Source organism: Pseudomonas neuropathica (assembly GCF_015461835.1).
In the GTDB taxonomy this organism is placed as follows: Bacteria; Pseudomonadota; Gammaproteobacteria; order Pseudomonadales; family Pseudomonadaceae; genus Aquipseudomonas; species Aquipseudomonas neuropathica.
This window is the reverse complement of sequence record NZ_JACOPX010000004.1, coordinates 157,090-180,328: the sequence shown is the minus strand read 5'-3', so window position 1 is coordinate 180,328 and position 23,239 is coordinate 157,090. Positions and strand designations below refer to the sequence as shown.

Annotated in this window: 21 protein-coding genes; 11 read left to right on the top strand and 10 right to left on the bottom strand. The window is 60.6% G+C overall.

Translation table 11 applies throughout. The annotated features are described in order from the left end of the window. Nucleotides 1-123 precede the first annotated feature (123 nt). The 9 genes from H8F23_RS06600 (at nucleotide 124) to pcaC (ending at nucleotide 8,378) form a co-directional block, all read left to right on the top strand. Nucleotides 124-981: a CoA transferase subunit A gene (locus tag H8F23_RS06600; protein WP_064393052.1), complete on the top strand. Its 858-nt coding sequence runs from the start codon at nucleotides 124-126 to the stop codon at nucleotides 979-981. Continuing rightward, entirely contained in the window at nucleotides 981-1,760 is a 780-nt protein-coding gene (locus H8F23_RS06595; protein WP_194933815.1) for a CoA-transferase subunit beta, read from the top strand. Before H8F23_RS06600 ends, H8F23_RS06595 begins: the two co-directional genes overlap by 1 nt. Next, nucleotides 1,757-2,962, top strand: a complete 1,206-nt coding sequence (gene pcaF, locus H8F23_RS06590; protein ID WP_194933814.1) for a 3-oxoadipyl-CoA thiolase — start codon at nucleotides 1,757-1,759, stop codon at nucleotides 2,960-2,962. The genes H8F23_RS06595 and pcaF overlap by 4 nt, the downstream gene beginning before the upstream one ends. Before the next feature lie 36 nt (nucleotides 2,963-2,998). Then, nucleotides 2,999-3,703, top strand: coding sequence for a protocatechuate 3,4-dioxygenase subunit beta (pcaH, locus tag H8F23_RS06585; protein WP_038358206.1), 705 nt, complete (start codon nucleotides 2,999-3,001; stop codon nucleotides 3,701-3,703). A 1-nt stretch (nucleotide 3,704) separates the two neighbouring features. Continuing rightward, nucleotides 3,705-4,271 (top strand): protocatechuate 3,4-dioxygenase subunit alpha, encoded by a 567-nt coding sequence (gene pcaG, locus H8F23_RS06580; protein WP_194933813.1) that lies wholly within the window; start codon nucleotides 3,705-3,707, stop codon nucleotides 4,269-4,271. A gap of 193 nt (nucleotides 4,272-4,464) precedes the next feature. Continuing rightward, entirely contained in the window at nucleotides 4,465-5,760 is a 1,296-nt protein-coding gene (locus H8F23_RS06575; RefSeq protein ID WP_095049154.1) for an MFS family transporter, read from the top strand. A 46-nt stretch (nucleotides 5,761-5,806) separates the two neighbouring features. Further along, nucleotides 5,807-7,171 carry a 3-carboxy-cis,cis-muconate cycloisomerase gene (locus H8F23_RS06570; RefSeq protein WP_194933812.1) on the top strand — a complete coding sequence of 455 codons (1,365 nt, stop codon included), beginning with the start codon at nucleotides 5,807-5,809 and terminating at the stop codon, nucleotides 7,169-7,171. Between the two features lie 12 nt (nucleotides 7,172-7,183). Continuing rightward, nucleotides 7,184-7,972 carry a 3-oxoadipate enol-lactonase gene (gene pcaD, locus H8F23_RS06565; protein ID WP_194933811.1) on the top strand — a complete coding sequence of 263 codons (789 nt, stop codon included), beginning with the start codon at nucleotides 7,184-7,186 and terminating at the stop codon, nucleotides 7,970-7,972. A gap of 13 nt (nucleotides 7,973-7,985) precedes the next feature. Next, nucleotides 7,986-8,378 carry a 4-carboxymuconolactone decarboxylase gene (pcaC, locus tag H8F23_RS06560; protein WP_041070503.1) on the top strand — a complete coding sequence of 131 codons (393 nt, stop codon included), beginning with the start codon at nucleotides 7,986-7,988 and terminating at the stop codon, nucleotides 8,376-8,378. A 95-nt stretch (nucleotides 8,379-8,473) separates the two neighbouring features. On the opposite strand, the gene H8F23_RS06555 is transcribed toward pcaC, so the two are convergent. The 5 genes from H8F23_RS06555 to H8F23_RS06535 all read right to left on the bottom strand — a co-directional run bounded on the left by H8F23_RS06555 (nucleotide 8,474) and on the right by H8F23_RS06535 (nucleotide 16,950). Further along, nucleotides 8,474-9,277 (bottom strand): methyltransferase domain-containing protein, encoded by an 804-nt coding sequence (locus H8F23_RS06555; protein ID WP_194933810.1) that lies wholly within the window; start codon nucleotides 9,275-9,277, stop codon nucleotides 8,474-8,476. A 266-nt stretch (nucleotides 9,278-9,543) separates the two neighbouring features. Then, nucleotides 9,544-10,803, bottom strand: a complete 1,260-nt coding sequence (locus H8F23_RS06550) for an OprD family porin (protein ID WP_194933809.1) — start codon at nucleotides 10,801-10,803, stop codon at nucleotides 9,544-9,546. A 379-nt stretch (nucleotides 10,804-11,182) separates the two neighbouring features. After that, nucleotides 11,183-12,643 (bottom strand): efflux RND transporter outer membrane subunit EmhC, encoded by a 1,461-nt coding sequence (gene emhC / locus H8F23_RS06545; RefSeq protein ID WP_194933808.1) that lies wholly within the window; start codon nucleotides 12,641-12,643, stop codon nucleotides 11,183-11,185. After that, on the bottom strand, nucleotides 12,640-15,789 hold the full coding sequence (emhB, locus tag H8F23_RS06540) for an efflux RND transporter permease subunit EmhB (protein ID WP_194933807.1): 3,150 nt from the start codon (nucleotides 15,787-15,789) through the stop codon (nucleotides 12,640-12,642). Before emhB ends, emhC begins: the two co-directional genes overlap by 4 nt. A gap of 3 nt (nucleotides 15,790-15,792) precedes the next feature. Then, nucleotides 15,793-16,950 carry an efflux RND transporter periplasmic adaptor subunit gene (locus H8F23_RS06535; RefSeq protein ID WP_194933806.1) on the bottom strand — a complete coding sequence of 386 codons (1,158 nt, stop codon included), beginning with the start codon at nucleotides 16,948-16,950 and terminating at the stop codon, nucleotides 15,793-15,795. Nucleotides 16,951-17,216: 266 nt separating this feature from the next. On the opposite strand from H8F23_RS06535, the gene emhR reads away from it, so the two are divergent. Continuing rightward, nucleotides 17,217-17,849 (top strand): efflux system transcriptional repressor EmhR, encoded by a 633-nt coding sequence (gene emhR / locus H8F23_RS06530; protein ID WP_194933805.1) that lies wholly within the window; start codon nucleotides 17,217-17,219, stop codon nucleotides 17,847-17,849. Between the two features lie 394 nt (nucleotides 17,850-18,243). Here the strand turns inward: emhR and H8F23_RS06525 are convergent, their stop codons facing one another. The 3 genes from H8F23_RS06525 to H8F23_RS06515 are packed head-to-tail and all read right to left on the bottom strand — an operon-like array spanning nucleotide 18,244 to nucleotide 20,825. After that, nucleotides 18,244-19,293, bottom strand: a complete 1,050-nt coding sequence (locus H8F23_RS06525; protein ID WP_194933804.1) for an alkene reductase — start codon at nucleotides 19,291-19,293, stop codon at nucleotides 18,244-18,246. 28 nt (nucleotides 19,294-19,321) lie between these two features. Continuing rightward, nucleotides 19,322-20,488 (bottom strand): MFS transporter, encoded by a 1,167-nt coding sequence (locus tag H8F23_RS06520; RefSeq protein WP_034153084.1) that lies wholly within the window; start codon nucleotides 20,486-20,488, stop codon nucleotides 19,322-19,324. 34 nt (nucleotides 20,489-20,522) lie between these two features. After that, the gene (locus H8F23_RS06515; RefSeq protein WP_007917068.1) at nucleotides 20,523-20,825 is read right to left on the bottom strand and encodes an ArsR/SmtB family transcription factor; all 303 of its coding nucleotides are present in this window, start codon (nucleotides 20,823-20,825) and stop codon (nucleotides 20,523-20,525) included. Nucleotides 20,826-20,995: 170 nt separating this feature from the next. On the opposite strand from H8F23_RS06515, the gene H8F23_RS06510 reads away from it, so the two are divergent. Further along, nucleotides 20,996-21,580, top strand: coding sequence for an acyl carrier protein phosphodiesterase (locus H8F23_RS06510; protein WP_194933803.1), 585 nt, complete (start codon nucleotides 20,996-20,998; stop codon nucleotides 21,578-21,580). 104 nt (nucleotides 21,581-21,684) lie between these two features. Here H8F23_RS06510 and H8F23_RS06505 read toward each other — a convergent pair whose 3' ends face one another. Together H8F23_RS06505 and olsB are read right to left on the bottom strand one after the other, a co-directional pair. Next, nucleotides 21,685-22,479, bottom strand: a complete 795-nt coding sequence (locus H8F23_RS06505) for a lysophospholipid acyltransferase family protein (protein WP_194933802.1) — start codon at nucleotides 22,477-22,479, stop codon at nucleotides 21,685-21,687. Continuing rightward, nucleotides 22,479-23,234 carry an L-ornithine N(alpha)-acyltransferase gene (gene olsB, locus H8F23_RS06500; protein WP_160056446.1) on the bottom strand — a complete coding sequence of 252 codons (756 nt, stop codon included), beginning with the start codon at nucleotides 23,232-23,234 and terminating at the stop codon, nucleotides 22,479-22,481. Before olsB ends, H8F23_RS06505 begins: the two co-directional genes overlap by 1 nt. Nucleotides 23,235-23,239 lie beyond the last annotated feature (5 nt).

Below are 23,239 nucleotides of genomic sequence, written 5' to 3'. Positions count from 1 at the left end.
GAACACTCAGTCGATTATCGGATTGTTTGGCCATTTCCCCAGGCTTAATCTGCAGTGACTCCGGCGCTGAACCTCGCGCCTTTTTATCACTGGCGATTCACTACAAAAACAGGAGCCCGCTCCATGGCTGAGATCCTTTCGCTGCACGACGCGGTGAAGCAATTCGTCAACGACGGTGACACCGTCGCACTCGAAGGCTTCACTCACCTGATCCCTACGGCAGCGGGTCATGAAATCATTCGTCAGGGCAAGAAAGATCTGACACTGGTGCGGATGACGCCTGACCTGATCTACGACCAACTGATCGGCGCGGGTTGCGCACGCAAACTGATTTTCTCCTGGGGCGGCAACCCGGGCGTCGGTTCGCTGCACCGCCTGCGTGACGCGGTCGAGAAACAATGGCCGCATGCTCTCGAAATCGAAGAGCACAGCCATGCCGACCTGGCCAATGCCTACGTCGCTGGCGCATCCGGCCTGCCGTTCGCGGTGCTGCGTGCCTATGCCGGTTCCGACCTGCCGAAGGTCAATCCACTGATCAAAACCGTGACCTGTCCATTCACCGGTGAAGTGCTGGCGGCGGTGCCGTCGGTGCGCCCGGACGTGACCGTGATCCACGCACAGAAAGCCGACCGCCAGGGCAACGTGCTGCTGTGGGGCATTCTCGGTGTGCAGAAAGAAGCGGCTTTGGCCGCCAAGCGCTGCATCGTCACCGTCGAAGAAATCGTCGACGACCTCAAGGCGCCGATGAACGCCTGCGTCCTGCCGACCTGGGCCTTGAGCGCAGTCTGCCACGTACCCGGCGGCGCACATCCGTCCTACGCCCACGGTTACACCGAGCGTGACAATCGTTTCTACCAGGCGTGGGATCCGATCGCCCGTGACCGTGAGACGTTTACCGCGTGGATCAACGAATACATCCATGGCTGCGCTGACTTCAGCGCGTTCCAGGCCAAGCTGGCCGCTGCTTCGGAGGCCAAGTAATGACTTACACCACCAATGAAATGATGACCGTCGCGGCGGCCCGTCGCCTGAAGAACGGCTCGGTGTGCTTCGTCGGCATCGGCCTGCCGTCGAAAGCCGCCAACCTTGCGCGCCTGACTTCTTCGCCGGACGTGGTGCTGATCTACGAATCGGGTCCGATTGGCGCCAAGCCAAGCGTGTTGCCGCTGTCCATTGGTGACGGCGAACTCGCTGAAACCGCTGACACCGTCGTACCGACTGGTGAGATTTTTCGCTATTGGTTGCAGGGCGGACGCATTGACGTCGGTTTTCTCGGCGCTGCGCAGGTCGACCGTTTCGGCAACATCAACACCACCGTGGTTGGCGATTACTTCTCGCCGAAAGTGCGTCTGCCGGGTGCCGGTGGCGCGCCGGAGATTGCCGGTTCGGCAAAAAGCGTTCTGATCATCCTTAAACAGTCGGCGCGTTCGTTTGTCGACAAGCTCGATTTCATCACCTCGGTCGGTCACGGTGAGGGCGGCGATTCGCGCAAACGTCTGGGCCTGCCGGGCGCCGGGCCGGTCGGCATCATCACCGACCTGTGCATCATGGAACCGGAAGCAGGCACCCACGAATTCGTGGTCACCGCGCTGCACCCGGGCGTGACCCGCGAGCAAGTGGTCGCGGCCACCGGTTGGGCGATTCGTTTTGCCGAGCATGTTGAAAACACCGCTGAACCGACTGAAGTCGAACTGAGCGCGCTGCGCGATCTCGAAGCGCGTACTGCCGCCGCCCACGGCCAGGCACCTGGAGAAGCATGATGCGTGACGTTTATATCTGCGACGCGATTCGCACGCCGATCGGCCGTTTCGGCGGCGGTTTGTCCACCGTGCGCGCCGATGACCTGGCCGCGGTGCCGATCAAAGCCCTGATGGAACGCAATCCCTCGGTGGACTGGAACGCCATCGACGAAGTGTTCCTCGGTTGCGCCAACCAGGCCGGCGAAGACAACCGCAACGTCGCGCGCATGGCGCTGCTGTTGGCAGGCCTGCCGGACAGCGTACCGGGCGTGACCCTCAATCGTCTCTGCGCTTCGGGCATGGACGCGATCGGCACCGCATTCCGCGCAATCGCCAGCGGCGAGATGGAGTTGGCAATTGCCGGCGGCGTCGAGTCGATGTCCCGCGCGCCGTTCGTGATGGGCAAGGCGGACGCGGCGTTTTCGCGCAACATGAAGCTGGAAGACACCACCATCGGCTGGCGTTTCATCAACCCGTTGATGAAGGCGCAGTATGGCGTCGATGCGATGCCGCAGACCGCTGACAACGTCGCCGACGACTATAAAGTGTCGCGCGCCGATCAGGACGCTTTTGCCCTGCGCAGCCAGCAACGCACTGCTGCCGCGCAGGCCGCCGGCTACTTCGCCGAAGAAATCGTCGAAGTGCGGATCGCCCACAAGAAGGGCGAAACCGTGGTCAGCGAGGATGAACATCCGCGCGCCGACACCACGATTGAAGCGCTGACCAAGCTGAAACCGGTCAACGGCCCGGACAAAACCGTCACCGCCGGCAATGCTTCCGGCGTCAATGACGGTGCTGCTGCACTGATTCTCGCCTCCGCTGAAGCGGTGAAAAAACATGGCCTGACCGCCCGCGCCAAAGTGCTCGGCATGGCTAGCGCCGGTGTGGCGCCGCGCGTGATGGGCATCGGTCCGGTACCGGCGGTGCGCAAACTGATCGAGCGCCTGGGCGTCGCGGTCAGCGATTTTGACGTGATCGAACTCAACGAAGCGTTTGCCAGCCAAGGCTTGGCGGTGCTGCGGGAACTGGGTCTGGCGGATGACGCCGCGCAGGTCAACCCGAATGGCGGCGCAATTGCCCTCGGTCACCCGTTGGGCATGAGCGGTGCGCGTCTGGTGCTGACCGCACTGCATCAGTTGGAAAAGACCGGTGGCAAGAAAGGTCTGGCGACCATGTGTGTCGGTGTCGGCCAAGGTCTGGCCCTGGCCATCGAACGCGTCTGACGCAAGCCGTGACGAAATAGAACAGAGGAAAGCGACATGTCTGACAAGCCTGGTTACCGTCGTCCGCAGGAAGGCACTCAGCCTGAGTACCTGCACCCAACGTATCAATCCACCAACCTGCGCTCGCCGTCCAAGCCATTGGTGTTTCTGCCGCACTCGCTGTCGGAAATCACTGGGCCGACCATCGGCGCCGAGCGCGTGGGCGACACCGATAACGACCTGACCGCCCAGCATGAAGGCGAGCCACAAGGTGAGCGCATTATCGTTCACGGCCGCGTGCTCGACGAAAACGGTCTGCCGGTGCCGGGGATTCTCGTCGAGATCTGGCAGGCCAACGCCGCCGGCCGCTACAACCACAAGCGCGACCTGCACGATGCGCCGCTGGACCCGAACTTCACCGGCACCGGCCGCACCGTCACCGACGCCGACGGCTGGTATCAGTTCCAGACCATCAAGCCCGGTGCCTATCCGTGGGGTAACCACCACAATGCCTGGCGCCCGGCGCATATCCACTTTTCGCTGTTCGGGCCGAGCATCCTTACGCGCTTGGTCACGCAAATGTATTTCCCGGGCGATCCGCTGCTGGCGTACGACCCGATCTACAACTGCGTGCCGGACACTTCGGCCAAGGAGCGCCTGATCGCCAGTTTCGATCTGGAAAAAACCATTCCGTCCTACGCCCTCGGTTATCGCTGGGACATCGTGCTGCGCGGGCGTGAAGCCACGCCGATGGAGAAATAAGATGACGCTTACTGCGACCACGTCCCACACCGTCGGGCCGTATTACCACATCGGCCTGACCTGGCTGAACCGCGAAGACCTCACCGTCGAGCAAACCCTCGGTGAGCGCGTGGCGATCACCGGGCAGGTGGTGGATGGCAACGGCGATGTCGTTAACGACGCCATGCTTGAAGTCTGGCAGGCGAATGCCGCCGGCAAGTACGACCACCCGGAAGACGAGCAGAACAAACCGCTCGACCCTAATTTTGAAGGCTTTGGCCGGGTGCCGGTGGACGCTGAAGGGCGCTTCCGTTTCACCACGATCAAACCGGGCACGGTTGAAGGGCTGAAGGGCTCGACTCAGGCGCCGCATCTGGTGGTGCTGGTGTTTGCCCGTGGCCTGGTGAAGCATTTGCTAACGCGGATTTATTTTGAAGGCGAGCCGGCGAACGTTGATGATCCGTTGCTGGAATGTGTGCCGGCTGAGCGGCGCAGTACGCTGCTGGCGAAGAAGGACGCCTTGGGTGTTTATCAGTGGAATGTGATTCTGCAGGGCACCGACGCCGAGACGGTGTTCTTCGATTACTGAAGAACACCCCAATCCCTGTAGGAGTGAGCCTGCTCGCGATGGCGGTGTGTCAGATTTAAATGGTCTGAATGACACACCGCCATCGCGAGCAGGCTCGCTCCCACAGGTGAGAACTGTGTTGCAGATGGAACTGTGGAACGGGACTGTTGCAAAGTATGTCTAGACTCTCACTGTCCCTATCGAGTGAAAAACAATGACAACCACCACCTCCCATTACACCGGCGAAGAGCGTAGCAAGCGCATCTTTGCCATTGTCGGCGCCTCGTCCGGCAACCTCGTCGAATGGTTCGACTTCTACGTCTACGCCTTCTGCGCGATTTATTTCGCCCCGGCGTTCTTCCCCTCCGACAACCCGACGGTGCAACTGGTCAATACCGCTGGCGTGTTCGCCGCCGGCTTCCTGATGCGCCCGATTGGTGGCTGGATTTTCGGCCGGGTTGCCGACAAGCACGGACGCAAGAACTCGATGCTCATCTCGATTCTGATGATGTGCTTCGGCTCGTTATTGATTGCCTGCTTGCCGACCTACAAGGACATCGGCGTCTGGGCACCGGTCCTGCTCTTGTTCGCCCGTCTGCTGCAAGGCCTGTCGGTCGGCGGCGAGTATGGCACCACCGCGACTTACATGAGCGAAGTCGCCCTCAAGGGCCAGCGCGGGTTTTTCGCCTCGTTCCAGTACGTGACGCTGATCGGCGGGCAACTGCTGGCGGTGTCGCTGGTGGTGGTTCTGCAGCAATTCCTTACCGAGGAAGACCTGCGTGCCTACGGCTGGCGGATTCCGTTTGTGGTCGGTGCGGTGGCGGCGCTGATTTCGCTGTTCCTGCGTCGCAGCCTGAAAGAAACCACCAACAAGGAAACCCGCGCGCACAAGGACGCCGGCAGCATCAGCGCATTGTTCCGCGATCACAAAGCCGCGTTCATCACCGTGCTCGGTTACACCGCCGGTGGCTCGCTGATTTTCTACACCTTCACTACCTACATGCAGAAGTACCTGGTCAACACCGCCGGCATGCACGCCAAGACCGCCAGCTACATCATGACCGGCGCGCTGTTCCTGTATATGTGCATGCAGCCGCTGTTTGGCATGCTCGCCGACAAGATTGGTCGACGTAATTCGATGCTCTGGTTCGGCGCGCTCGGTACGCTGTTCACCGTGCCGATTCTGTTGAGCCTGAAAAGTGTCAGCAGCCCGTTCCTCGCATTTGTGTTGATCACCGTGGCGCTGGCGATTGTCAGTTTCTACACCTCGATCAGCGGCCTGGTAAAAGCCGAAATGTTCCCGCCAGAAGTCCGCGCCCTCGGTGTCGGTCTGGCCTACGCGGTGGCGAATGCGATCTTCGGCGGTTCGGCGGAATTCGTCGCCCTGAGCCTGAAGAACATCGGCATGGAAAACTCCTTCTACTGGTACGTTACAGCCATGATGGCAATCGCCTTCCTGTTCAGTCTGCGCCTGCCGAAACAGGCGGCGTATTTGCACCACGATCTCTAACCCGAAGTGCGCGGGCCGTCACGGCCCGCGCCGGCAAGGACTGTTTATGACTCAGCGACCGGGCAATCAATTGTTCGATGCCTATTTCACTGCCCGCGATATGCGCGAAGTGTTCTGCGATCAGGGCCGCGTGCAGGCGATGCTCGACTTTGAAGCCGCATTGGCGCGGGCCGAAGCGCGGGTTGGTTTGATTCCTTCTTCGGCTGTCGCACCGATTGCTGCGGCGTGTAACGCGGGGTTGTATGACTTCGCGGCGCTGGGTGAGGCGATTGCCACGGCGGGCAATTCGGCGATTCCGCTGGTCAAGGCGTTGGGCAAACAGATTGCCTCCACCGATGCAGAAGCCGAGCGTTATGTGCATTTGGGCGCGACCAGTCAGGACGTGATGGATTCCGGGCTGGTGTTGCAATTGCGTCAGGCGCTGGAGTTGATTGAAAGCGATCTGGCGCAACTGGCTGACTCTCTCGCCACCCAGGCGCAACGTCATGCCGCTACGCCGCTGGCAGGGCGAACGTGGCTGCAACATGCGACGCCAGTGACCCTCGGCATGAAAGTCGCTGGATGGCTCGGCGCCGTGACACGCAGCCGTCAGCGTCTGCGTGAACTCAAGCCGCGTCTGCTGGCGCTGCAATTCGGTGGCGCATCCGGGACCCTCGCCGCGTTGGGCGAACAGGCCTTGCCGATTGCCGAAGCGCTGGCTGAAGAACTGCAACTGACCTTGCCGGAACAGCCGTGGCACACCCAGCGTGATCGCGTGGTGGAGTTTGGCGCGGTGCTGGGTTTGATCGCCGGCAGCCTGGGCAAATTCGGCCGCGACATCAGCCTGTTGATGCAGACTGAAGCGGCCGAGGTTTTCGAGCCGTCGGCACCGGGCAAGGGCGGTTCGTCAACCATGCCGCACAAGCGCAATCCGGTCGGCGCAGCGGTGTTGATCGGCGCAGCGACGCGCGTTCCGGGTCTGGTCTCGACGCTGTTCAGCGCCATGCCCCAGGAGCACGAGCGCAGCCTCGGTCTGTGGCATGCCGAATGGGAAACCTTGCCGGAGATTTGCTGCCTCGTTTCCGGTTCGCTGCAACAGGCACGCTTGCTCGCCGACGGTCTGAAAGTCGATGCCGAGCGCATGGCCCGCAACCTCGAATTGACTCAGGGGCTGGTGTTGGCCGAAGCCGTCAGCATCGTCCTCGCCCAGCGTGTCGGCCGCGACGCCGCGCATCACCTGCTCGAACAATGCTGCAAACGCGCGGTGGCCGAGCAGCGCCATTTACGCGCCGTACTCGGTGACGAACCGCAAGTCACCGCCCAGTTGAACAGCGCTGAACTCGATCAGCTTTTGAACCCCGCCCATTACCTCGGTCAGGCAAAAACCTGGGTCGAGCGTGCGGTGGCCGAACACAACGCATTGTCTGACTGAAAGGAGAGGGCTGTGGCTTTCGTTCAACTCGCCGATGGCGAACTGCATTATCAAATCGAGGGCCCGGTCGATGCGCCGGTGCTGGTGCTGTCCAACTCGCTGGGCACAGACCTGCACATGTGGGACGCGCAGATGCCGGCCTTCACCGAGCACTTTCGCGTGCTGCGTTTCGATACCCGTGGCCATGGCCAATCGCTGGTGACACCGGGGCCTTACCGCATTGAGCAATTGGGTCATGACGTGCTCGGTCTGCTGGATGCGCTGCACATCGAGCGTGCGCATTTCTGCGGGCTGTCGATGGGCGGTCTGATCGGGCAGTGGCTGGGGATCAACGCTGGTCATCGTCTGCACAAGCTGATCGTCTGCAACACGGCGGCAAAAATCGGCGATCCGTCGGTGTGGAATCCACGCATCGAAACCGTGCTGCGCGATGGCGCGGCGGCGATGGTTGCTCTGCGAGATGCATCGATTGCTCGCTGGTTTACCCCGGATTTTTCCGCTGCACATCCGGCCGCAGCCAAGCAGATTACCGACATGCTCGCGGCGACTTCGCCTGAAGGTTACGCGGCCAATTGCGCGGCGGTGCGTGATGCCGATTTCCGCGAGCAACTGGCGTCGATCAACGTGCCGTTGCTGGTGATTGCCGGCACTGAAGACGCGGTGACGCCGCCGGCCGGTGGGCATTTCATTCAGGAGCATGTACGCGGTGCCCAGTACGCCGAGTTCTACGCGGCGCACCTGTCCAACGTGCAGGCTGGCGCGGATTTCAGTGATCGTGTGTTGGCGTTTCTAAACGCCTGACAAGGGGATTTTCGTGGACGAGAAACAACGTTATGACGACGGTATGCAAGTGCGCCGCGCGGTGTTGGGTGATGCGCATGTTGATCGCAGCCTGACCACACTGACCGAGTTCAACTCGGAATTTCAGGAGATGATCACTCGGCATGCCTGGGGCGATATCTGGACGCGTCCGGGCTTGCCTCGGCACACGCGCAGCCTGATCACCATCGCCATGCTGATCGGCATGAACCGTGAAGGCGAGCTGAAACTTCACCTGCGCGCGGCGGCCAATAACGGCGTGAGCCGGGGCGAGATCAAGGAAGTGATCATGCAGAGTGCGATCTATTGCGGGATCCCGGCGGCGAATGCCACTTTCCATCTGGCGGAGTCGGTGTGGGACGAACTGGGTATTGAATCCCGCGAATGACGGTTGAAACCGAAAAAGATCGCAGCCTTCGGCAGCTCCTACATTTGGAATGCGTTCCCCTGTAGGAGCTGCCGAAGGCTGCGATCTTTTGCTCTTCAAACCGTGGCGACAATAAATATCCGCTTGAACGCAAACAACGTATGCCCATCCCCCTCCTGCGGATAATGCTTATTCACTCGCATCAGATAGTGATAGATAAACCGCGCCTGTTCCGCTGAACTCAACGCCTGCATCACCGGCCGCAGCGCCGAGACCTTCACCCAGTCATACACCGGCGACTTGCCGTCAACCACCTGCAACTGCTCGGTCTCCCAGATATCCAGCGACGTGGTCAGCGGCGCCAGCAAACGGTAGTAATCCTCCAGTGCCAATAACGGCCGCGCCGCCATACGCTGGCGCAGTTCAGGTGTGCCCATTGACGTGCCGCCGGGGCCGCCATTTTCGAGAGTGTCGAGCATCAATCGATACCACAGCGCATCGCGCCAGTCCGGCATGTGCGCCGCCAGACAACCGCCGGGATTGAGATAGCCGAGCAGGTGCGGCAGCAGCGTTTCATGGCCGTCGATAAAGTGCAGCACGGCGGCAGCGAGCAGCAGGTCAGCCGGCTGCTCCGGTTGCCAATCGAGCAGATCGCAGTGTTTCCACGATGCCCGGAACGGCAGACAGCGCGCTTCTGCGAGCATCTGTGCCGAGCTGTCGATCCCCTGCAACTGCGCGCGCGGCCAGCGTTTGGCCAACAACTGCGTAGCAATGCCGGTGCCGCAGCCCAGGTCGTAAATGCGTTGAGGATCTGGCAGGTCAACACGGTCTAGCAATTCATTGACCGGGCGTTGCCTGAGACGGAAAAACTGCTGGTACGCCTTGGCGTCCCAGTCGGGTGTTGCAAGACGAGAGATCATTGAGGTGGTCCTCCAGTGATCGATGGTGTCTTCCGATGACAACCTGGCTCCCAGCTTGAGGACCGACTACGACGACGGAAGCGGAAAGGTGAAGCACCTGAGTCCTTCAGGTTTTGTCACTTTACCTGCCGACCGGCAAAGTGCCACTTCTCCTGACCAATGGCAAAAATCCAATGTAGGAGCTGCCGAAGGCTGCGATCTGTTGATCTTAAAAACAAGATCAAGAGATCGCAGCCTTCGGCAGCTCCTACAGTTTTGATCGGTGTTTAGAGGAGGCTGATCGGGTAGCTAACGATGAGGCGGTTCTCGTCGAACTCGTTATTGCTGAAGTCCCGGCGCATGGTCGAGTTGCGCCATCTGACGTTCAGATCCTTCAGCGCGCCGCTCTGCACGGTGTAGCCCAGCTCCGATTCGCGGCCCCATTCCTTGCCGTCGGTGATCGTCCCGGTGTGCACGTTGTCGCCGCTGATGTAGCGGTTCATCAGGGTCAGGCCGGGGACGCCCAGCGCGACGAAGTTGTAGTCATGGCGTACTTGCCAGGAACGTTCCTGCGCATTGTCGTAGCTGGCGTTGTAGCTGTCGTTGGCCAGGGTGCCGCCGCTGGTGCCGTTGACGCGCATCCAGGCGCTATCGCCAGTGAGTTTCTGCAGGCCGACGTAGAAGGTGTTGCCGCCGTACTTCGCCGAGAACATCCCAGACCAGGTCTTGTTGTCGAGATCGCCCGCGCGGGCGCTGCCATCGTCCTTGCCGTAGAAGAAACCCAGGTTGGCGCCCAGCGTCCAGTCGCCCAGCGGCTGGCTGTGGATCAGGTTGACGTATTGCTGGCTGTAGATGTCCTTGAGTTCGGCGTTCCACAGGCCGATCTGTGTGCGTTTTTCGTTGAAAACGTATTCACCGCCCTGAAAGTTGAAGCGATCAGAGGTGAACGCCGCTTTGCCGGTCATCGACATGTCGCTCATGCTGCTGTCGTCACGCGGGCTGTTGGCGCGGAACTGGCCGCCGTATAGGGTCAGGCCGTCGATTTCTTTGGACGTGATCTGCCCGCCACGGAAGGTCTGTGGCAATGAGCGGCCATCGTCCGAACGCAGGATCGGTAGCACCGGCATCCACTCGCCGACCTTCACTTCGGTCTGCGAAAGCTTGGCTTTGAAAGCGACGTTGGTGCGGCCGAAGTTGTCCGCCGGGCGACCGTCATGGTCCAGCGGCAACAACTGCGTGCCGCCTGTGCCTTTGCCGCCATCGAGCTTAATCGAATACAGACCGAGCACATCCATGCCGAAGCCGACGGTGCCTTGGGTGAAGCCGGACTTGGCGTCGAGGATGAAGCTCTGTGTCCACTCTTCAGCCTTGCCCTGAGCTTTGGTCGGATTGGTGAAGTTGCGGTTGATGTAGAAGTTGCGCAGGTTGAGGTTGACCTTGGCGCCCTCGATGAAACCGGCTTCTTCAGCCGCTGCGGGCAGCGCCGCGCCGGCCAGGGCCAGGGCGATCAGGCCGGGAATTGCGTAAGGCGCAGGGGAGTTTGTCATGGGCTCGGGTCTCTCTTGTTTTTTTAAGGCGAACGGGTGCGCTGCCACCGTTTTTTACGGTGCAGAAATGCGATGAATTCAGGGGGCGAAGCGACGGCGGTCAGCCGGTCGGAGCAGGGCGCGGGAGCATGGTGTCGAACCTGTTGTTATTGGTTTTGTTGATCGAATGGTGCGGGGGGCGGATGTTCGGATTCAATTGGGTAAAGCGGGTTTTGGGCGATTATCGAACAGCATTGAAGATCAAAAGATCGCAGCCTTCGACAGCTCCTACAAGGATTTGCATTCCAAATGTAGGAGCTGCCGAAGGCTGCGATCTTTTGATTCTCAGGCAACAAAAAGCCCACCAATCGGTGGGCTCCTTGTATTCACCTGATGATGATCAGAACAACTTCATCTTCGGTGCTTCTTCTTTCAGCGGTTCGTTCTGCGCGGTCTGCGCATTCCAGCCACCGCCCAGGGCCTTGTACAGGTTGACCGCACTGGTCAGCTGCGCGAGGCGGTCGGTGATCAGCGCTTGTTGCGCACTGAACAGCTGACGCTGGGCATCGAGGAAGGTCAGGTTGCTGTCGACGCCGATGCGGTAGCGACGCTCGGCCAAACGGTAGTAATCCTGGTTGGCCTGCACGAAGTCACGCTGCGCTTGCAGCTGTTCGGTGTAGGTCTGGCGTGCGGCCAGGCCGTCGGCGACTTCCTGGAAGGCCGTTTGAATGGACTTCTCGTAGTTCGCCACGCCAATGTCCTTCTGGATCTTGGCGTAGTCGAGGCTGGCGCGCAGGCTGCCGGCGTTGAAGATCGGCAGGTTGATCTGCGGCTGGAACAGCCACGTCCCCGAACCACCCTTGAACAGACCGGACAGATCCGGGCTCAGGCTGCCCGCGTTGGCGGTCAGGCTGATGCTCGGGAAAAACGCTGCACGGGCCGCGCCGATGTTGGCGTTGGCCGCTTTCAGGTTGTACTCGGCTTGCAGAATGTCCGGACGACGTTGCAGCAGGTCCGAAGGCAGACCCGGCGGTACGTCGCTGAGCAGGTCATCCGCCAGCGGCTTGGCCGTTTGCAGATTGGCCGGGATACCGGTGCCGAGCAGCAGGGTCAGGCTGTTTTCGTCCTGCGCCACCTGGCGGGTGTAACGCGCCAGTTGTGCGCGGGCGTTCTCGACCGAGGTGCGCGACTGCGCCAGGTCCAGTGCCGAAGCCACACCGACTTCGTTGCTGCGGCTGGTCAGCTTGTAGCTTTCTTCGAAGGCACCGAGGGTGTCTTGCGTCAGCTTGAGCAGTTCCTTGTCCGCTTGCCAGGTCAGGTAAGCGTTGGCGACGCTGGCGACCAGACTGATCTGGGTGCTGCGGCGCGCTTCTTCAGTGGCGAAGTACTGTTGCAACGCTTGTTCGCTCAGGCTGCGAACGCGACCGAACAGGTCGAGTTCGTAGGCGCTGATGCCGACGGTGGCGGAGTAGGAGCTGGTGATGCCCGCTTCGCCGGTCTGCGACGCACGCGCCGGAACCCGCTGACGGCTGCCGCTGGCATTGGCCGAAACCGCCGGGAACAGGTCGGCACGCTGGATGCGGTATTGAGCCGCGTAAGCATCGATGTTCAGCGCCGCGACACGCAGGTCGCGGTTGTTTTCCAGGGACACCTGGATCAGCTGTTGCAGCGCCGGGTCGTGGAAAAACTGCTTCCAGCCTTGCTCGGCTGCGGCCTGCGCCGGAGCCTGGGCCGGCGAGTACGCCGGTCCCTGCGGGTACTGACCTGCGACCGGAGCCTCAGGCTGCTGATAGTCGGGTATCAGCGAGCAACCGCTCAGCACGAAGGCGGCGACTGCGATGGAGAGTAGCGACTTGCTCATTGGCCAGCCTCTTTAGGAGTTTCAGTCGTTTCATCCTCGTCAGCGATTTTACGCTGGCCTAGGGACGAAACCGTAACGAAGAACAGTGGGACCCAGAAGATCGCCAGGATCGTGGCCGTGAGCATACCGCCAATCACGCCCGTACCGATCGCATGTTGACTGCCTGAACCGGCGCCAGTGGAAATCGCCAACGGTACAACACCGAGGACGAAGGCCAGCGAGGTCATGATGATCGGGCGCAGACGCATGCGGCAGGCTTCGATCGCCGCATCGCGCAGGCTGCGTCCCTGTTCATGCAGTTCCTTGGCGAACTCGACGATCAGAATGGCGTTTTTAGCCGCCAGACCGATGGTCGTCAACAGGCCGACCTGGAAGTACACGTCGTTGGACAGACCGCGCAGGCTGGTGGCCAGCAGTGCACCGATGATCCCCAGCGGTACCACGAGCATAACCGCGATCGGAATCGACCAGCTCTCGTACAGCGCCGCCAGACACAGGAACACCATCAGCAGCGACAGGGCGTACAGCGCCGGCGCTTGCGAGCCGGACAGACGTTCCTCATAAGACAGACCCGTCCAGGAGATACCGACACCCGCCGGCAGCTTCTTGGCAATCGCTTCGACTTCGGCCATCGCATCACCGGTGGAGTAACCCGGCGCCGGAGAACCGAGGATCTCCATCGCTTCTACACCGTTGTAACGCGCCAGTTTCGGCGAGCCGTAGATCCACTCGCCCTTGGCGAACGCGGAGAACGGCACCATGGTTCCGGCGCTGTTGCGCACGTACCACTTCTTCAAGTCTTCAGGGCTCATGCGAGCACCGGCCTGACCTTGCACGTAGACCTTCTTCACTCGACCACGGTCGATGAAGTCGTTGACGTAGCTACTACCGAAGGAGATCGACAGCGTGCTGTTGATATCGGCAATGCTCACGCCGAGGGCCTGGGCTTTCTGATCGTCGATTTCCAGGTGGTATTGCGGCTCATCGTTCAAGCCGTTCGGACGCACCTGATAGAGCACCTTGCTCTGCGCGGCCAGACCGAGGAACTGGTTGCGCGCTTCCATCAGTTTTTCGTGACCGATACCGGCGCGATCCTGCAGGAACACGTCGAAACCGGTGGCGTTACCCAATTCCAGTACCGCTGGCGGGGCGAAAGCAAACACCATCGCGTCGCGGAAGCTGAAGAAGTGTTGCTGCGCACGCTGGGCGAGGGCGAACACGCTGTTGCTCGCGTCACGCTCGTCCCACGGTTTGAGCATGATGAACGCCAGACCCGAACTCTGACCGCGACCGGCGAAGTTGAAGCCGTTCACGGTAAACACCGAGGCGACCGCGCCGGATTCTTTCTCCAGCAGGTAGGAACGCATTTCGTCGATCACGACTTGCGTACGTTCGGCACTGGAACCCGCCGGGGTTTGCACCTGGGCGAACAGTACACCCTGGTCTTCTTCTGGCAGGAACGCGGTTGGAATACGGGTGAACAGCCAGATCATGCCCACTACGATCAGCAGGTACGCCAGCAGGTAAGGAGCCTTGCGCGACAGCATGTTGCCGACACCGCGCTCGTAGCTGCGAACGCCACGGTCGAAGTTACGGTTGAACCAGCCGAAGAAGCCTTTTTTCGGCGTGCCGTGCTCGCCTTTCGGAATCGCCTTGAGCATGGTGGCGCAGAGCGCCGGGGTGAAGATCAGCGCGACCAGTACCGACAGGGCCATGGCCGAGACGATGGTGATCGAGAACTGCTTGTAGATCACACCGGTGGAACCGCTGAAGAACGCCATCGGCAACAGTACCGCCGACAGAACCAGAGCAATACCGACCAGTGCGCCCTGGATCTGGCCCATGGACTTCTTGGTCGCTTCCTTCGGTGACAAGCCTTCTTCGCTCATCACCCGCTCGACGTTTTCCACCACAACGATGGCGTCGTCCACCAGCAAACCGATGGCCAGCACCATACCGAACATGGTCAGGGTGTTGATGCTGAAACCGAAGGCCGCGAGGATGCCGAACGTACCGAGCAATACCACCGGCACCGTCATCGTGGTGATGACCGTGGCGCGGAAGTTCTGCAGGAACAGGAACATCACCAGGAACACCAGTACGATCGCTTCGACCAGGGTTTCAACCACACCCTTGATCGACTCGGTCACCACCGGGGTGGTGTCGTACGGGAACACCACTTCCATGCCTTGCGGGAAGAACGGCTTGAGTTCGTCAATCGTCTTGCGCAGGGCTTTGGCGGTGTCGAGGGCGTTGGCGCCGTTGGCCAGTTTTACCGCCAGACCGGAAGACGGTTTGCCGTTGAACTGCGCCGAGATGGTCGAGTTTTCGCCACCCAGACCGACATCGGCGACGTCGCCGACGCGCACTTGCGAGCCGTCCTGGTTAACCTTGAGCAGAATCGCTTTGAACTGCTCGGCAGTCTGCAGACGGGTCTTGCCGATGATCGTCGCGTTCAGTTGCTGGCCAGGCAGCGCCGGCAAACCGCCGAGCTGACCGGAAGACACCTGAACGTTCTGCGCGGAGATTGCAGTGCTGACGTCGCCCGGGGTCAGGTTGTACTTGTTCAACTTGGCCGGGTCGAGCCAGATGCGCATCGCATACTGGGCACCGAAGACCTGGAAGTCACCGACGCCAGCAGTCCGCGAGATCGGATCCTGCATGTTCGACACGATGTAGTTGGACAAGTCGTCCTTGGTCATGCTGCCGTCACGCGAGACCACGCCGATAACCAAGAGGAAGTTTTTCACTGCCTTGGTCACGCGGATACCTTGTTGCTGCACTTCCTGCGGCAACAGCGGGGTAGCGAGGTTCAGCTTGTTCTGAACCTGCACCTGCGCGGTGTCGGAGTTGGTGCCTTGCTCGAAGGTCGCGGTGATGGTCATGCTGCCGTCGGAGTTACTTTCCGAGGACACATAACGCAGGTTGTCGATACCGTTGAGCTGCTGCTCGATCACCTGGACCACGGTGTCCTGCACGGTTTGCGCCGAAGCGCCCGGGTAGGTCACGGAGATCGCAATGGCCGGTGGCGCAATGCTCGGGTACTGGTTGATCGGCAATTTCAGGATCGAAAGTGCCCCGACCAGCATGATCACCAGGGCAATTACCCAGGCGAAAATCGGACGGTCGATGAAGAATTTTGACATGGATTACTCCCCTTTGCCGCCGTCGGCTTTGTCAGCTGCCTGAGCGGGGGCCGGGTTCTTTGTGCCTACGTTAGTGGCTTCGGTCGGGTTCACCTGAACACCCGGGCGCACGTATTGCAGCCCTTCGGTGATCAGACGATCGCCAGCCTTCAGCCCATCTTCGATCAGCCACTGGCTGCCGACGGTGCGGCTGGCCTTGAGCTGACGCAGTTCGACCTTGTTGTCGGCGCCGACGACCAGAGCGGTCGGGGTGCCTTTGAGGTCACGGGTCACGCCTTGTTGCGGCGCCAGAATGGCCGCAGCGTTGACGCCGGCCTGCAACTGGGCGCGGACGAACATGCCTGGCAGCAGGGTGTGATCCGGGTTCGGGAACACCGCGCGCAGGGTCACCGAACCGGTAGTCGGGTCGACCGTGACTTCGGAGAATTCCAGCTTACCGTCGAGCTTGTACTGGCTGCCGTCTTCCAGGGTCAGTTTGACCGCTGCCGAGTTTTCGCCGGATTTCTGCAGGCGACCGCTTTCCAGCTCGCGGCGCAACTCCAGCAGCTCAACCGAGGACTGGGTGACGTCGACGTAGATCGGGTCCAGTTGCTGAATCGTCGCCATTGCGTCGGTCTGGCCATTGCTGACCAGTGCACCTTCGGTGACCGAAGAACGGCCGATGCGGCCGGAGATCGGTGCGTAGACCTTGGTGTAACGCACGTTGATCTGCGCGCTCTGCAAGGATGCTTCCGACTCCATGCGGTTGGACACGGCGGTGTCGTATTCCTGACGGCTCACGGCCTGCTCGTCGACCAGTTGCTTGTAGCGGTCAGATATCGACTTGGTCGAACGCAGGTTGGCTTCGGCGCTTTTCAGGGTCGCTTCATAGACCGACGGATCGATCTGGTACAGCTGCTGGCCGGCTTTGACATCGCCGCCTTCCTTGAACAGACGCTTGAGAATGATGCCGTTGACCTGCGGTCGAACTTCCGCGATGCGGTACGCACTGGTGCGGCCCGGCAGTTCGGAGGTGAGGGTAAACGCTTGTGGTTGCAGGGTGACGACGCCGACCTGAGGCGGTGGAGCGGCCGGTGCCGCTTCTTCCTTTTTACATCCGCTGAGCAGCGATGCCAGGGCGACGGCAGTGACCAGAGCGGTAACAGCTGGCTTGAATTGCATGAAGATCCTCGGGTCAGGCGCGCGAAAAGCGCACAAGAAGTGTGGAAGGGTAAAAATTGGGTACCGGGTGGATAAGTAGCTTGCTAAGGAATATACTTACGTTCATGGTTGTTTGTAAACACCTTTGCCACGTACCCACCCTGTTACAAAATTCGTCGCAAGGTTTGAAATTGTAGGCCGGGGAGCAGATCCGTGAGAGATCGCCCCCTCTTTATTCAGCGGATATTCAGCCATCCCTGAAACATCCTGTTTGAGGTTTTACTGTCATGGTCCGTCGTACCAAAGAGGAAGCTCAAGAAACCCGTAGCCAGATCCTGGAAGCGGCGGAGAAAGCCTTTTATGAAAGGGGTGTCGCTCGTACGACGCTGGCCGATATCGCGACAATGGCCGGGGTCACACGCGGTGCTATTTACTGGCATTTCAGTGACAAGGCCGATCTGGTCCAGGCCATGCTGGATTCGCTGCGTGAGCCGCTGGATGAATTGGCCAGGGCCAGCGAAAGTGAAGATGAACTCGATCCGTTGGGCTGCATGCGCCAACTGCTGATTCATTTGTTTCATCAAGTTGCGCTGGACCCGAAAACCCGGCGGATCAACGAAATTCTGTTTCATAAGTGCGAGTTCACCGATGAAATGTGCGATTTGCGCCAGCAGCGCCGGGACGTCAGTCTCGATTGCAACGAGCGCATCGCTCTGACGTTGCGTAATGCGGTCAATCGCGGCCAGTTGCCGGAAGATCTCGACACCGTCCGCGCGGCCATCAGTATTCACAGCTATATCGATGGCCTTCTGTATGGATGGCTTCTGGCGCCGGACAGCTTTGAGCTGCATGCCGAGGCCGAGCGTTGGGTCGATACAGGGTTGGATATGCTGCGCCTGAGCCCCAGCCTGCGCAAATGAAACAAAATGCGTAATTGACACCGCTCATGTCAATTGGCCTGCCTTTAAATAGCTTCGCAGCGGGGGGAGTTTAAACGTAGCGAGCTAGGCATTTTGTAGGGAATTTGTGTCTTCTGTGTGAATGAGTGTGAGCCGCTTGCCCTCACCCTCACCCTAACCCTCTCCCAGAGGTAGAGGGGACTGACTGAGGTGTTCTTGCGAGTTACGCCGACCTGAGATATCAGGTCGAACTCCAGATTTGAAACGCACACAGATCGGCTCCCTCTCCCCTGGGAGAGGGCTGGGGGGGCGGCGTTCCGATGAGGGGCTACGTACTCAGCCGCGCAATCATTCTCCAGGCGAGCACAAAAAAGCCCCCGACTCTCAAAAGTCGGGGGCTTTGTGTTCCTACTGCTTACAGCGCTGGATAGTCGATGTAACCGACCGGGCCTTTGCCGTAGAACAACTCCGGACGCGCCTCATTCAACGGCGCATCCGCCTGCAAACGAGCCGGCAGATCCGGGTTGGCAATGAACGGCACACCAAATGCCACGGCATCAGCCTTGCCGCTGGCCAGCCACTCATTAGCGCTGTCCTTGGTAAAGCGTTCGTTGGCGATGTAAGGGCCGCCGAAAGCTTCTTTCAATTGCGGACCGAGGCTGTCGGCGCCTTCTTTCTCACGGGAGCAGATGAACGCGATGCCGCGTTTGCCCAGTTCACGTGCGACGTAGGTGAAGGTTTCCGCCAGGTTGTCATCGCCCATGTCATGGGAGTCAGCGCGCGGTGCCAAGTGCACACCAACGCGACCAGCGCCCCAGACTTCGATCGCGGCGTCAGTCACTTCCAGCAGCAGACGCGCACGGTTTTCCAGCGAGCCACCGTAATTGTCGGTGCGCTGGTTGGTGCTGCTTTGCAGGAACTGGTCGAGCAGATAACCGTTGGCGCCGTGGATTTCCACGCCGTCGAAACCGGCGGCTTTCGCGTTCTCGGCGCCGGTGCGGTAGGCGTCGACGATGTCGGCGATTTCAGCGGTTTCCAGTGCGCGCGGGGTTGGGTAGTCGGCCAGTGGACGCACCAGGCTGACGTGACCTTTAGGCTGGATCGCGCTCGGTGCCACCGGCGCTTCACCGTTGAGGTACGACGGATGGGAAACCCGGCCGACGTGCCACAGTTGCAGGAAGATCTTGCCGCCGGCAGCGTGAATCGCTTTGGTCACGTTGGCCCAGCCGCGCACTTGATCGTTGGACCAGATACCCGGGGTGTCCGGGTAGCCAACACCCATTGGCGTCACCGAAGTGGCCTCACTGAGGATCAGGCCAGCGGACGCGCGCTGTACGTAGTATTCAGCCATCAGCGCGTTCGGTACGCGGCCTTCGTCGGCGCGGCAGCGGGTCAGTGGGGCCATGATGATGCGGTTGGCCAGCTCGATGTCGCCGAGTTTGATCGGATCAAAAATAGTTGCCATGTCTACAACCCTCGCAAGTGAAAGTTAATCAGTTGGTAGCAGGGGCCAGATCGGCATTGCCGTTCTGACGGAAAGTAATCAGGGTCACCAGCAAGGCGAGCACTGCCAGGGCGGCGGCTGCGAGCGGCACACTGGTCAGGCCGTAGCCGTGGGCGATGACGCTGCCGCCAACCCAGGCGCCGAGGGCGTTGCCGACGTTGAAGGCGCCGATGTTCAGGGTCGAAACCAGGTTCGGTGCGGCTTTGCCGAAGGTCACCACGTTGACTTGCAGCGCCGGTACGGCGGCGAAACAGGCGGTGGCCCAGAGGAACAGGGTGATTTCAGTCGGGATCAGCGCGACGCTGGTCCAGGTCAGCACGGTGGAGACCACGGCCATGGCGATGAACACGCCGATCAGCGTGGCGGCCATGCCCTTGTCGGCGAGTTTGCCGCCGATAATGTTGCCGACGGTCAGGCCCAGGCCGATCAGCATCAGCGTCCAGGTCACGCCACGCGGCGACACGCCGGTGACTTCGCCGAGCAGCGGGGCGACGTAGGTGAACAAGGTGAATACGGACGCGGCGAACAGCGCGGTCATGCTCAGCGACAGCCAGATACCCGCACCTTTGAGGGCGGCGAGTTCGGCGCGCATGTCGAGTTTTTCTTCGTCACGCTTGGCCGGCAGGAAGCGGATCAGGCCGATCAGTGCGATCACGCCGATAACGGTCACCGCCCAGAAGGTCGAGCGCCAGCCGTATTGCTGACCCAGCGCAGTGCCCAGCGGCACACCGAGGACGTTGGCCAGAGTCAAACCGGTGAACATCAAGGCCACCGCCGAAGCACGCTTGTTGGCTGGCACCAGATTGGCCGCTACCACCGAACCGATACCGAAGAAGGCACCGTGACACAGCGCGGTGATCACCCGGGCAAACATCAGCACGTTGTAATCACTGGCAATCGCACACAGCAGGTTGCCGACAATAAAAATGCCCATTAACGCGACCAGTGCCGCTTTACGCGGCAGTTTGGCCGTGGCCATTGCCATGAACGGCGCACCGATCGCCACGCCGAGGGCGTAACCGGTCACCAGCCAGCCGGCGCCGGGGATCGACACACCGAGGTCGGCCGCCACATCGGGCAGCAGGCCCATGATGACGAATTCGGTGGTGCCGATGGCGAAGGCGCTCAAGGCGAGGATGAGGAGCGAGAGGGGCATGCAGGTTTCCTTGTCGGCTGGCTGACGTTAAGGGTCAGAGCTCTTTACTGAGGGTGCTGAGGAACGCCTGGATCACGTCCTCGTTACGTTTGAAAAAGTGCCATTGACCGGCCTTCTGGCTGCTGATCAGACCGGCGCGTTGCAACGTCGCGAGGTGTGCCGAAACGGTCGACTGTGACAGGCCGCAGCGTTGATCGATCTGCCCGGCGCAGATGCCGTATTCGTGGTTGTGCAACTGTTCCGGAAATTCGTTCTTCGGGTCTTTCAGCCAGTTGAGGATGTCTCGTCGTACTGGGTGCGCCAGGGCTTTTATTATTTCGTCGAGGTCGAGGTTCATGGCAGGGTGCTCACAATGTGTACAACGCTATATCGCGATGTGGCGAAATATAAATCGTTAGATCGCGATACACCAATATGATTTTGATCTGACGTCAGCATAAATTGGTATATCGCGTTATAACGATACATGGATGTATGGATACCGGGCCGCAGTGCTAAGCTGCGCCCATGAACTATCTCGCACATTTACACCTCGGTGGCCAGCGCCCCGGGCAACTGCTCGGCAGCCTGTATGGCGATTTTGTCAAAGGTCGGCTGCAAGGGCAGTTTGCGCCGGAGGTCGAGGCGGCCATTCAACTGCATCGGCGGATTGACGTGTTCACTGATCGCCATCCGTTGGTGGACATCGCCCTGGGGCGGTTTTCCGACACGCGTCGGCGTTACGCCGGGATCGTGCTCGATGTGTTTTTCGATCATTGCCTGGCGCGGGACTGGACGCTGTATGCCGATCAGCCACTGGAGGTTTTCACCGCTGATGTCTATCGGGTGCTGTCCCGTGAACCGCAACTGCCCGAGCGACTGGCGAAGATCGCCCCGCACATGGTTGCCAATGACTGGTTGGGTTCTTATCAGGAGTTTGAAGTGCTGGAGCAGGTGTTGCGCGGGATCTCGCGGCGGCTGAGCCGGCCGGAAGAGCTGGCGGGGGCGATGGAGGAATTGCGGCGGTTGTATGAGCCGCTCAGCGAAGACTTCGCTTTGTTCTACCCGCAACTCCAGGACTTCGCCCAAAACCCCAAGACACCGCAGATCTAATGTAGGAGTGAGCCTGCTCGCGATGGCGGTGGGTCAGTCAATACTAATGTCGACTGACCCACCGCCATCGCGAGCAGGCTCACTCCTACAGGGGATGTGTGCTTTCACGCAGCGATCAGTTCGCCGGTGCGACGCGGTTCGACCGGTTTCACCACTTCGCCAAACAACGCCTTCTGCACCGCCTGCTGCGCTTCAAACGCCAATGCCGCCCGTTCACGACCCTGGCAGGCAAGCGGCTTGAGCAGATGGACTTCGACATCGCCGCAATCATTGCTGAACAGACGCATCAGGTGCGAGAGCAGATCATCGTCACCAATGAACGGCGCCAGCGCATCGATCTCGCCATCACGCAGATAACGGATCGCCACCGGTTGCAGCATCACCTCGGAATCAATCGCCGCCGCCAGCAAGCGACCATGAAAGGTACGCAGCGAGCGCCCATCGGTGGTGGTGCCTTCCGGGAACATCAGCAGGGCGTGGTCGGTTTGCAGGTGACGGGTCATCTGCTTGCGGATCAACTGGCTGTCGCCCGAACCGCGACGGATGAACAGGCTGCCAGCCTTCGCCGCCAGCCAACCGGCCACCGGCCAGGTGCGCACTTCGGCCTTGGACAGAAACGACAACGGCGTGAGCATGCCGAGCAGCGGAATGTCGGTCCACGACACATGATTGCTGACCCACAGCATCGGCTGTTTCGGCAACTCGCCGTGCACAGTCACGCGAAAGGGCAGGGCATTGCTCAGGCGCGCCATGAAGAAGCGCGACCAGCGCTGACGCCGTTCCATCGAATGCGCCAGACCGATGCGTTCAAACACGCCAAAGACGCTGGCCATGGTCAAGCCCAGCGCCACCACCAGCAGCACCCGCGCGATCCGCGCGTATACGCGCAGCCGGCTCATCACACGGCCGCCTTGAAGTGCTTGGCGTAGCGCGGGCAGAGTTCGTCGCGCTTGAGCAGGATAAACACGTCGGCGACCTGGAAGTCTTCGTCCCAGCACGGCTCGCCGCAGATCTTCGCGCCCAGGCGCATGTAGGCCTTGAGCAGCGGCGGCATTTCGGCGATCACGTTGGAAGGAATATCCAGCGTCGGCAGCGGATTTTTCGGCTCGGCGCGCAGGTTTTCGGTGCACAGATAACGTTCGCGCAGGCGCTGCATGATCGCGTGGGCCTGGATGCCGCCGTCTTGCATCGGAATGCTCGCGCAACCCATCAAGTAGCTGTAACCGCCCTGATTCAACACTTCGGCCAATTCGCCCCACAACACCGCAATGGTGCCGCCGTTGCGATAGGCCGGGTCGACGCAGGTGCGACCGATTTCGAGGATCGGGCCTTGCAGATGCGTCAGGCCGTGCAGGCTGAATTCTTCTTCGCTGTAAAACTTGCCGAGGCTGCTGGCGGCGGTGTGATCGAGCAGACGCGTGGTCGCCACCAGACGGCCGGTGTTCAAATCACGCACGCCGATGTGGCTGCAGTGAACATCATAATCATCCATGTCCAGACCCAGTTCCGCGCCTTTCAGTTTGGCGTTGAACTCGCCGCTGAAGACGTTGAAGCGCAAGGCCTGGGCTTGCTGCAAGGCCTCGGCGCCGATCAGGCGTTCGGCTTGCAGGCGGCGTTCATTGCCGGTGTCGCTGATGCGGGCGATCTGAGTCATGTGAA

Bases quoted from the DNA above. Each gene is read 5' to 3' on its own strand.
- H8F23_RS06525 (WP_194933804.1), bottom strand. From the start codon at position 19,293: ATGGCAACTATTTTTGATCCGATCAAACTCGGCGACATCGAGCTGGCC.
- H8F23_RS06515 (WP_007917068.1), bottom strand. From the start codon at position 20,825: ATGAACCTCGACCTCGACGAAATAATAAAAGCCCTGGCGCACCCAGTA.
- H8F23_RS06535 (WP_194933806.1), bottom strand. From the start codon at position 16,950: ATGCAATTCAAGCCAGCTGTTACCGCTCTGGTCACTGCCGTCGCCCTG.
- H8F23_RS06555 (WP_194933810.1), bottom strand. From the start codon at position 9,277: ATGATCTCTCGTCTTGCAACACCCGACTGGGACGCCAAGGCGTACCAG.
- H8F23_RS06570 (WP_194933812.1), top strand. From the start codon at position 5,807: ATGACTCAGCGACCGGGCAATCAATTGTTCGATGCCTATTTCACTGCC.
- emhR (WP_194933805.1), top strand. From the start codon at position 17,217: ATGGTCCGTCGTACCAAAGAGGAAGCTCAAGAAACCCGTAGCCAGATC.
- H8F23_RS06520 (WP_034153084.1), bottom strand. From the start codon at position 20,488: ATGCCCCTCTCGCTCCTCATCCTCGCCTTGAGCGCCTTCGCCATCGGC.
- H8F23_RS06505 (WP_194933802.1), bottom strand. From the start codon at position 22,479: ATGAGCCGGCTGCGCGTATACGCGCGGATCGCGCGGGTGCTGCTGGTG.
- emhC (WP_194933808.1), bottom strand. From the start codon at position 12,643: ATGAGCAAGTCGCTACTCTCCATCGCAGTCGCCGCCTTCGTGCTGAGC.
- pcaH (WP_038358206.1), top strand. From the start codon at position 2,999: ATGTCTGACAAGCCTGGTTACCGTCGTCCGCAGGAAGGCACTCAGCCT.
- pcaG (WP_194933813.1), top strand. From the start codon at position 3,705: ATGACGCTTACTGCGACCACGTCCCACACCGTCGGGCCGTATTACCAC.
- H8F23_RS06575 (WP_095049154.1), top strand. From the start codon at position 4,465: ATGACAACCACCACCTCCCATTACACCGGCGAAGAGCGTAGCAAGCGC.
- H8F23_RS06595 (WP_194933815.1), top strand. From the start codon at position 981: ATGACTTACACCACCAATGAAATGATGACCGTCGCGGCGGCCCGTCGC.
- emhB (WP_194933807.1), bottom strand. From the start codon at position 15,789: ATGTCAAAATTCTTCATCGACCGTCCGATTTTCGCCTGGGTAATTGCC.
- olsB (WP_160056446.1), bottom strand. From the start codon at position 23,234: ATGACTCAGATCGCCCGCATCAGCGACACCGGCAATGAACGCCGCCTG.
- H8F23_RS06550 (WP_194933809.1), bottom strand. From the start codon at position 10,803: ATGACAAACTCCCCTGCGCCTTACGCAATTCCCGGCCTGATCGCCCTG.
- pcaF (WP_194933814.1), top strand. From the start codon at position 1,757: ATGATGCGTGACGTTTATATCTGCGACGCGATTCGCACGCCGATCGGC.
- H8F23_RS06510 (WP_194933803.1), top strand. From the start codon at position 20,996: ATGAACTATCTCGCACATTTACACCTCGGTGGCCAGCGCCCCGGGCAA.
- H8F23_RS06600 (WP_064393052.1), top strand. From the start codon at position 124: ATGGCTGAGATCCTTTCGCTGCACGACGCGGTGAAGCAATTCGTCAAC.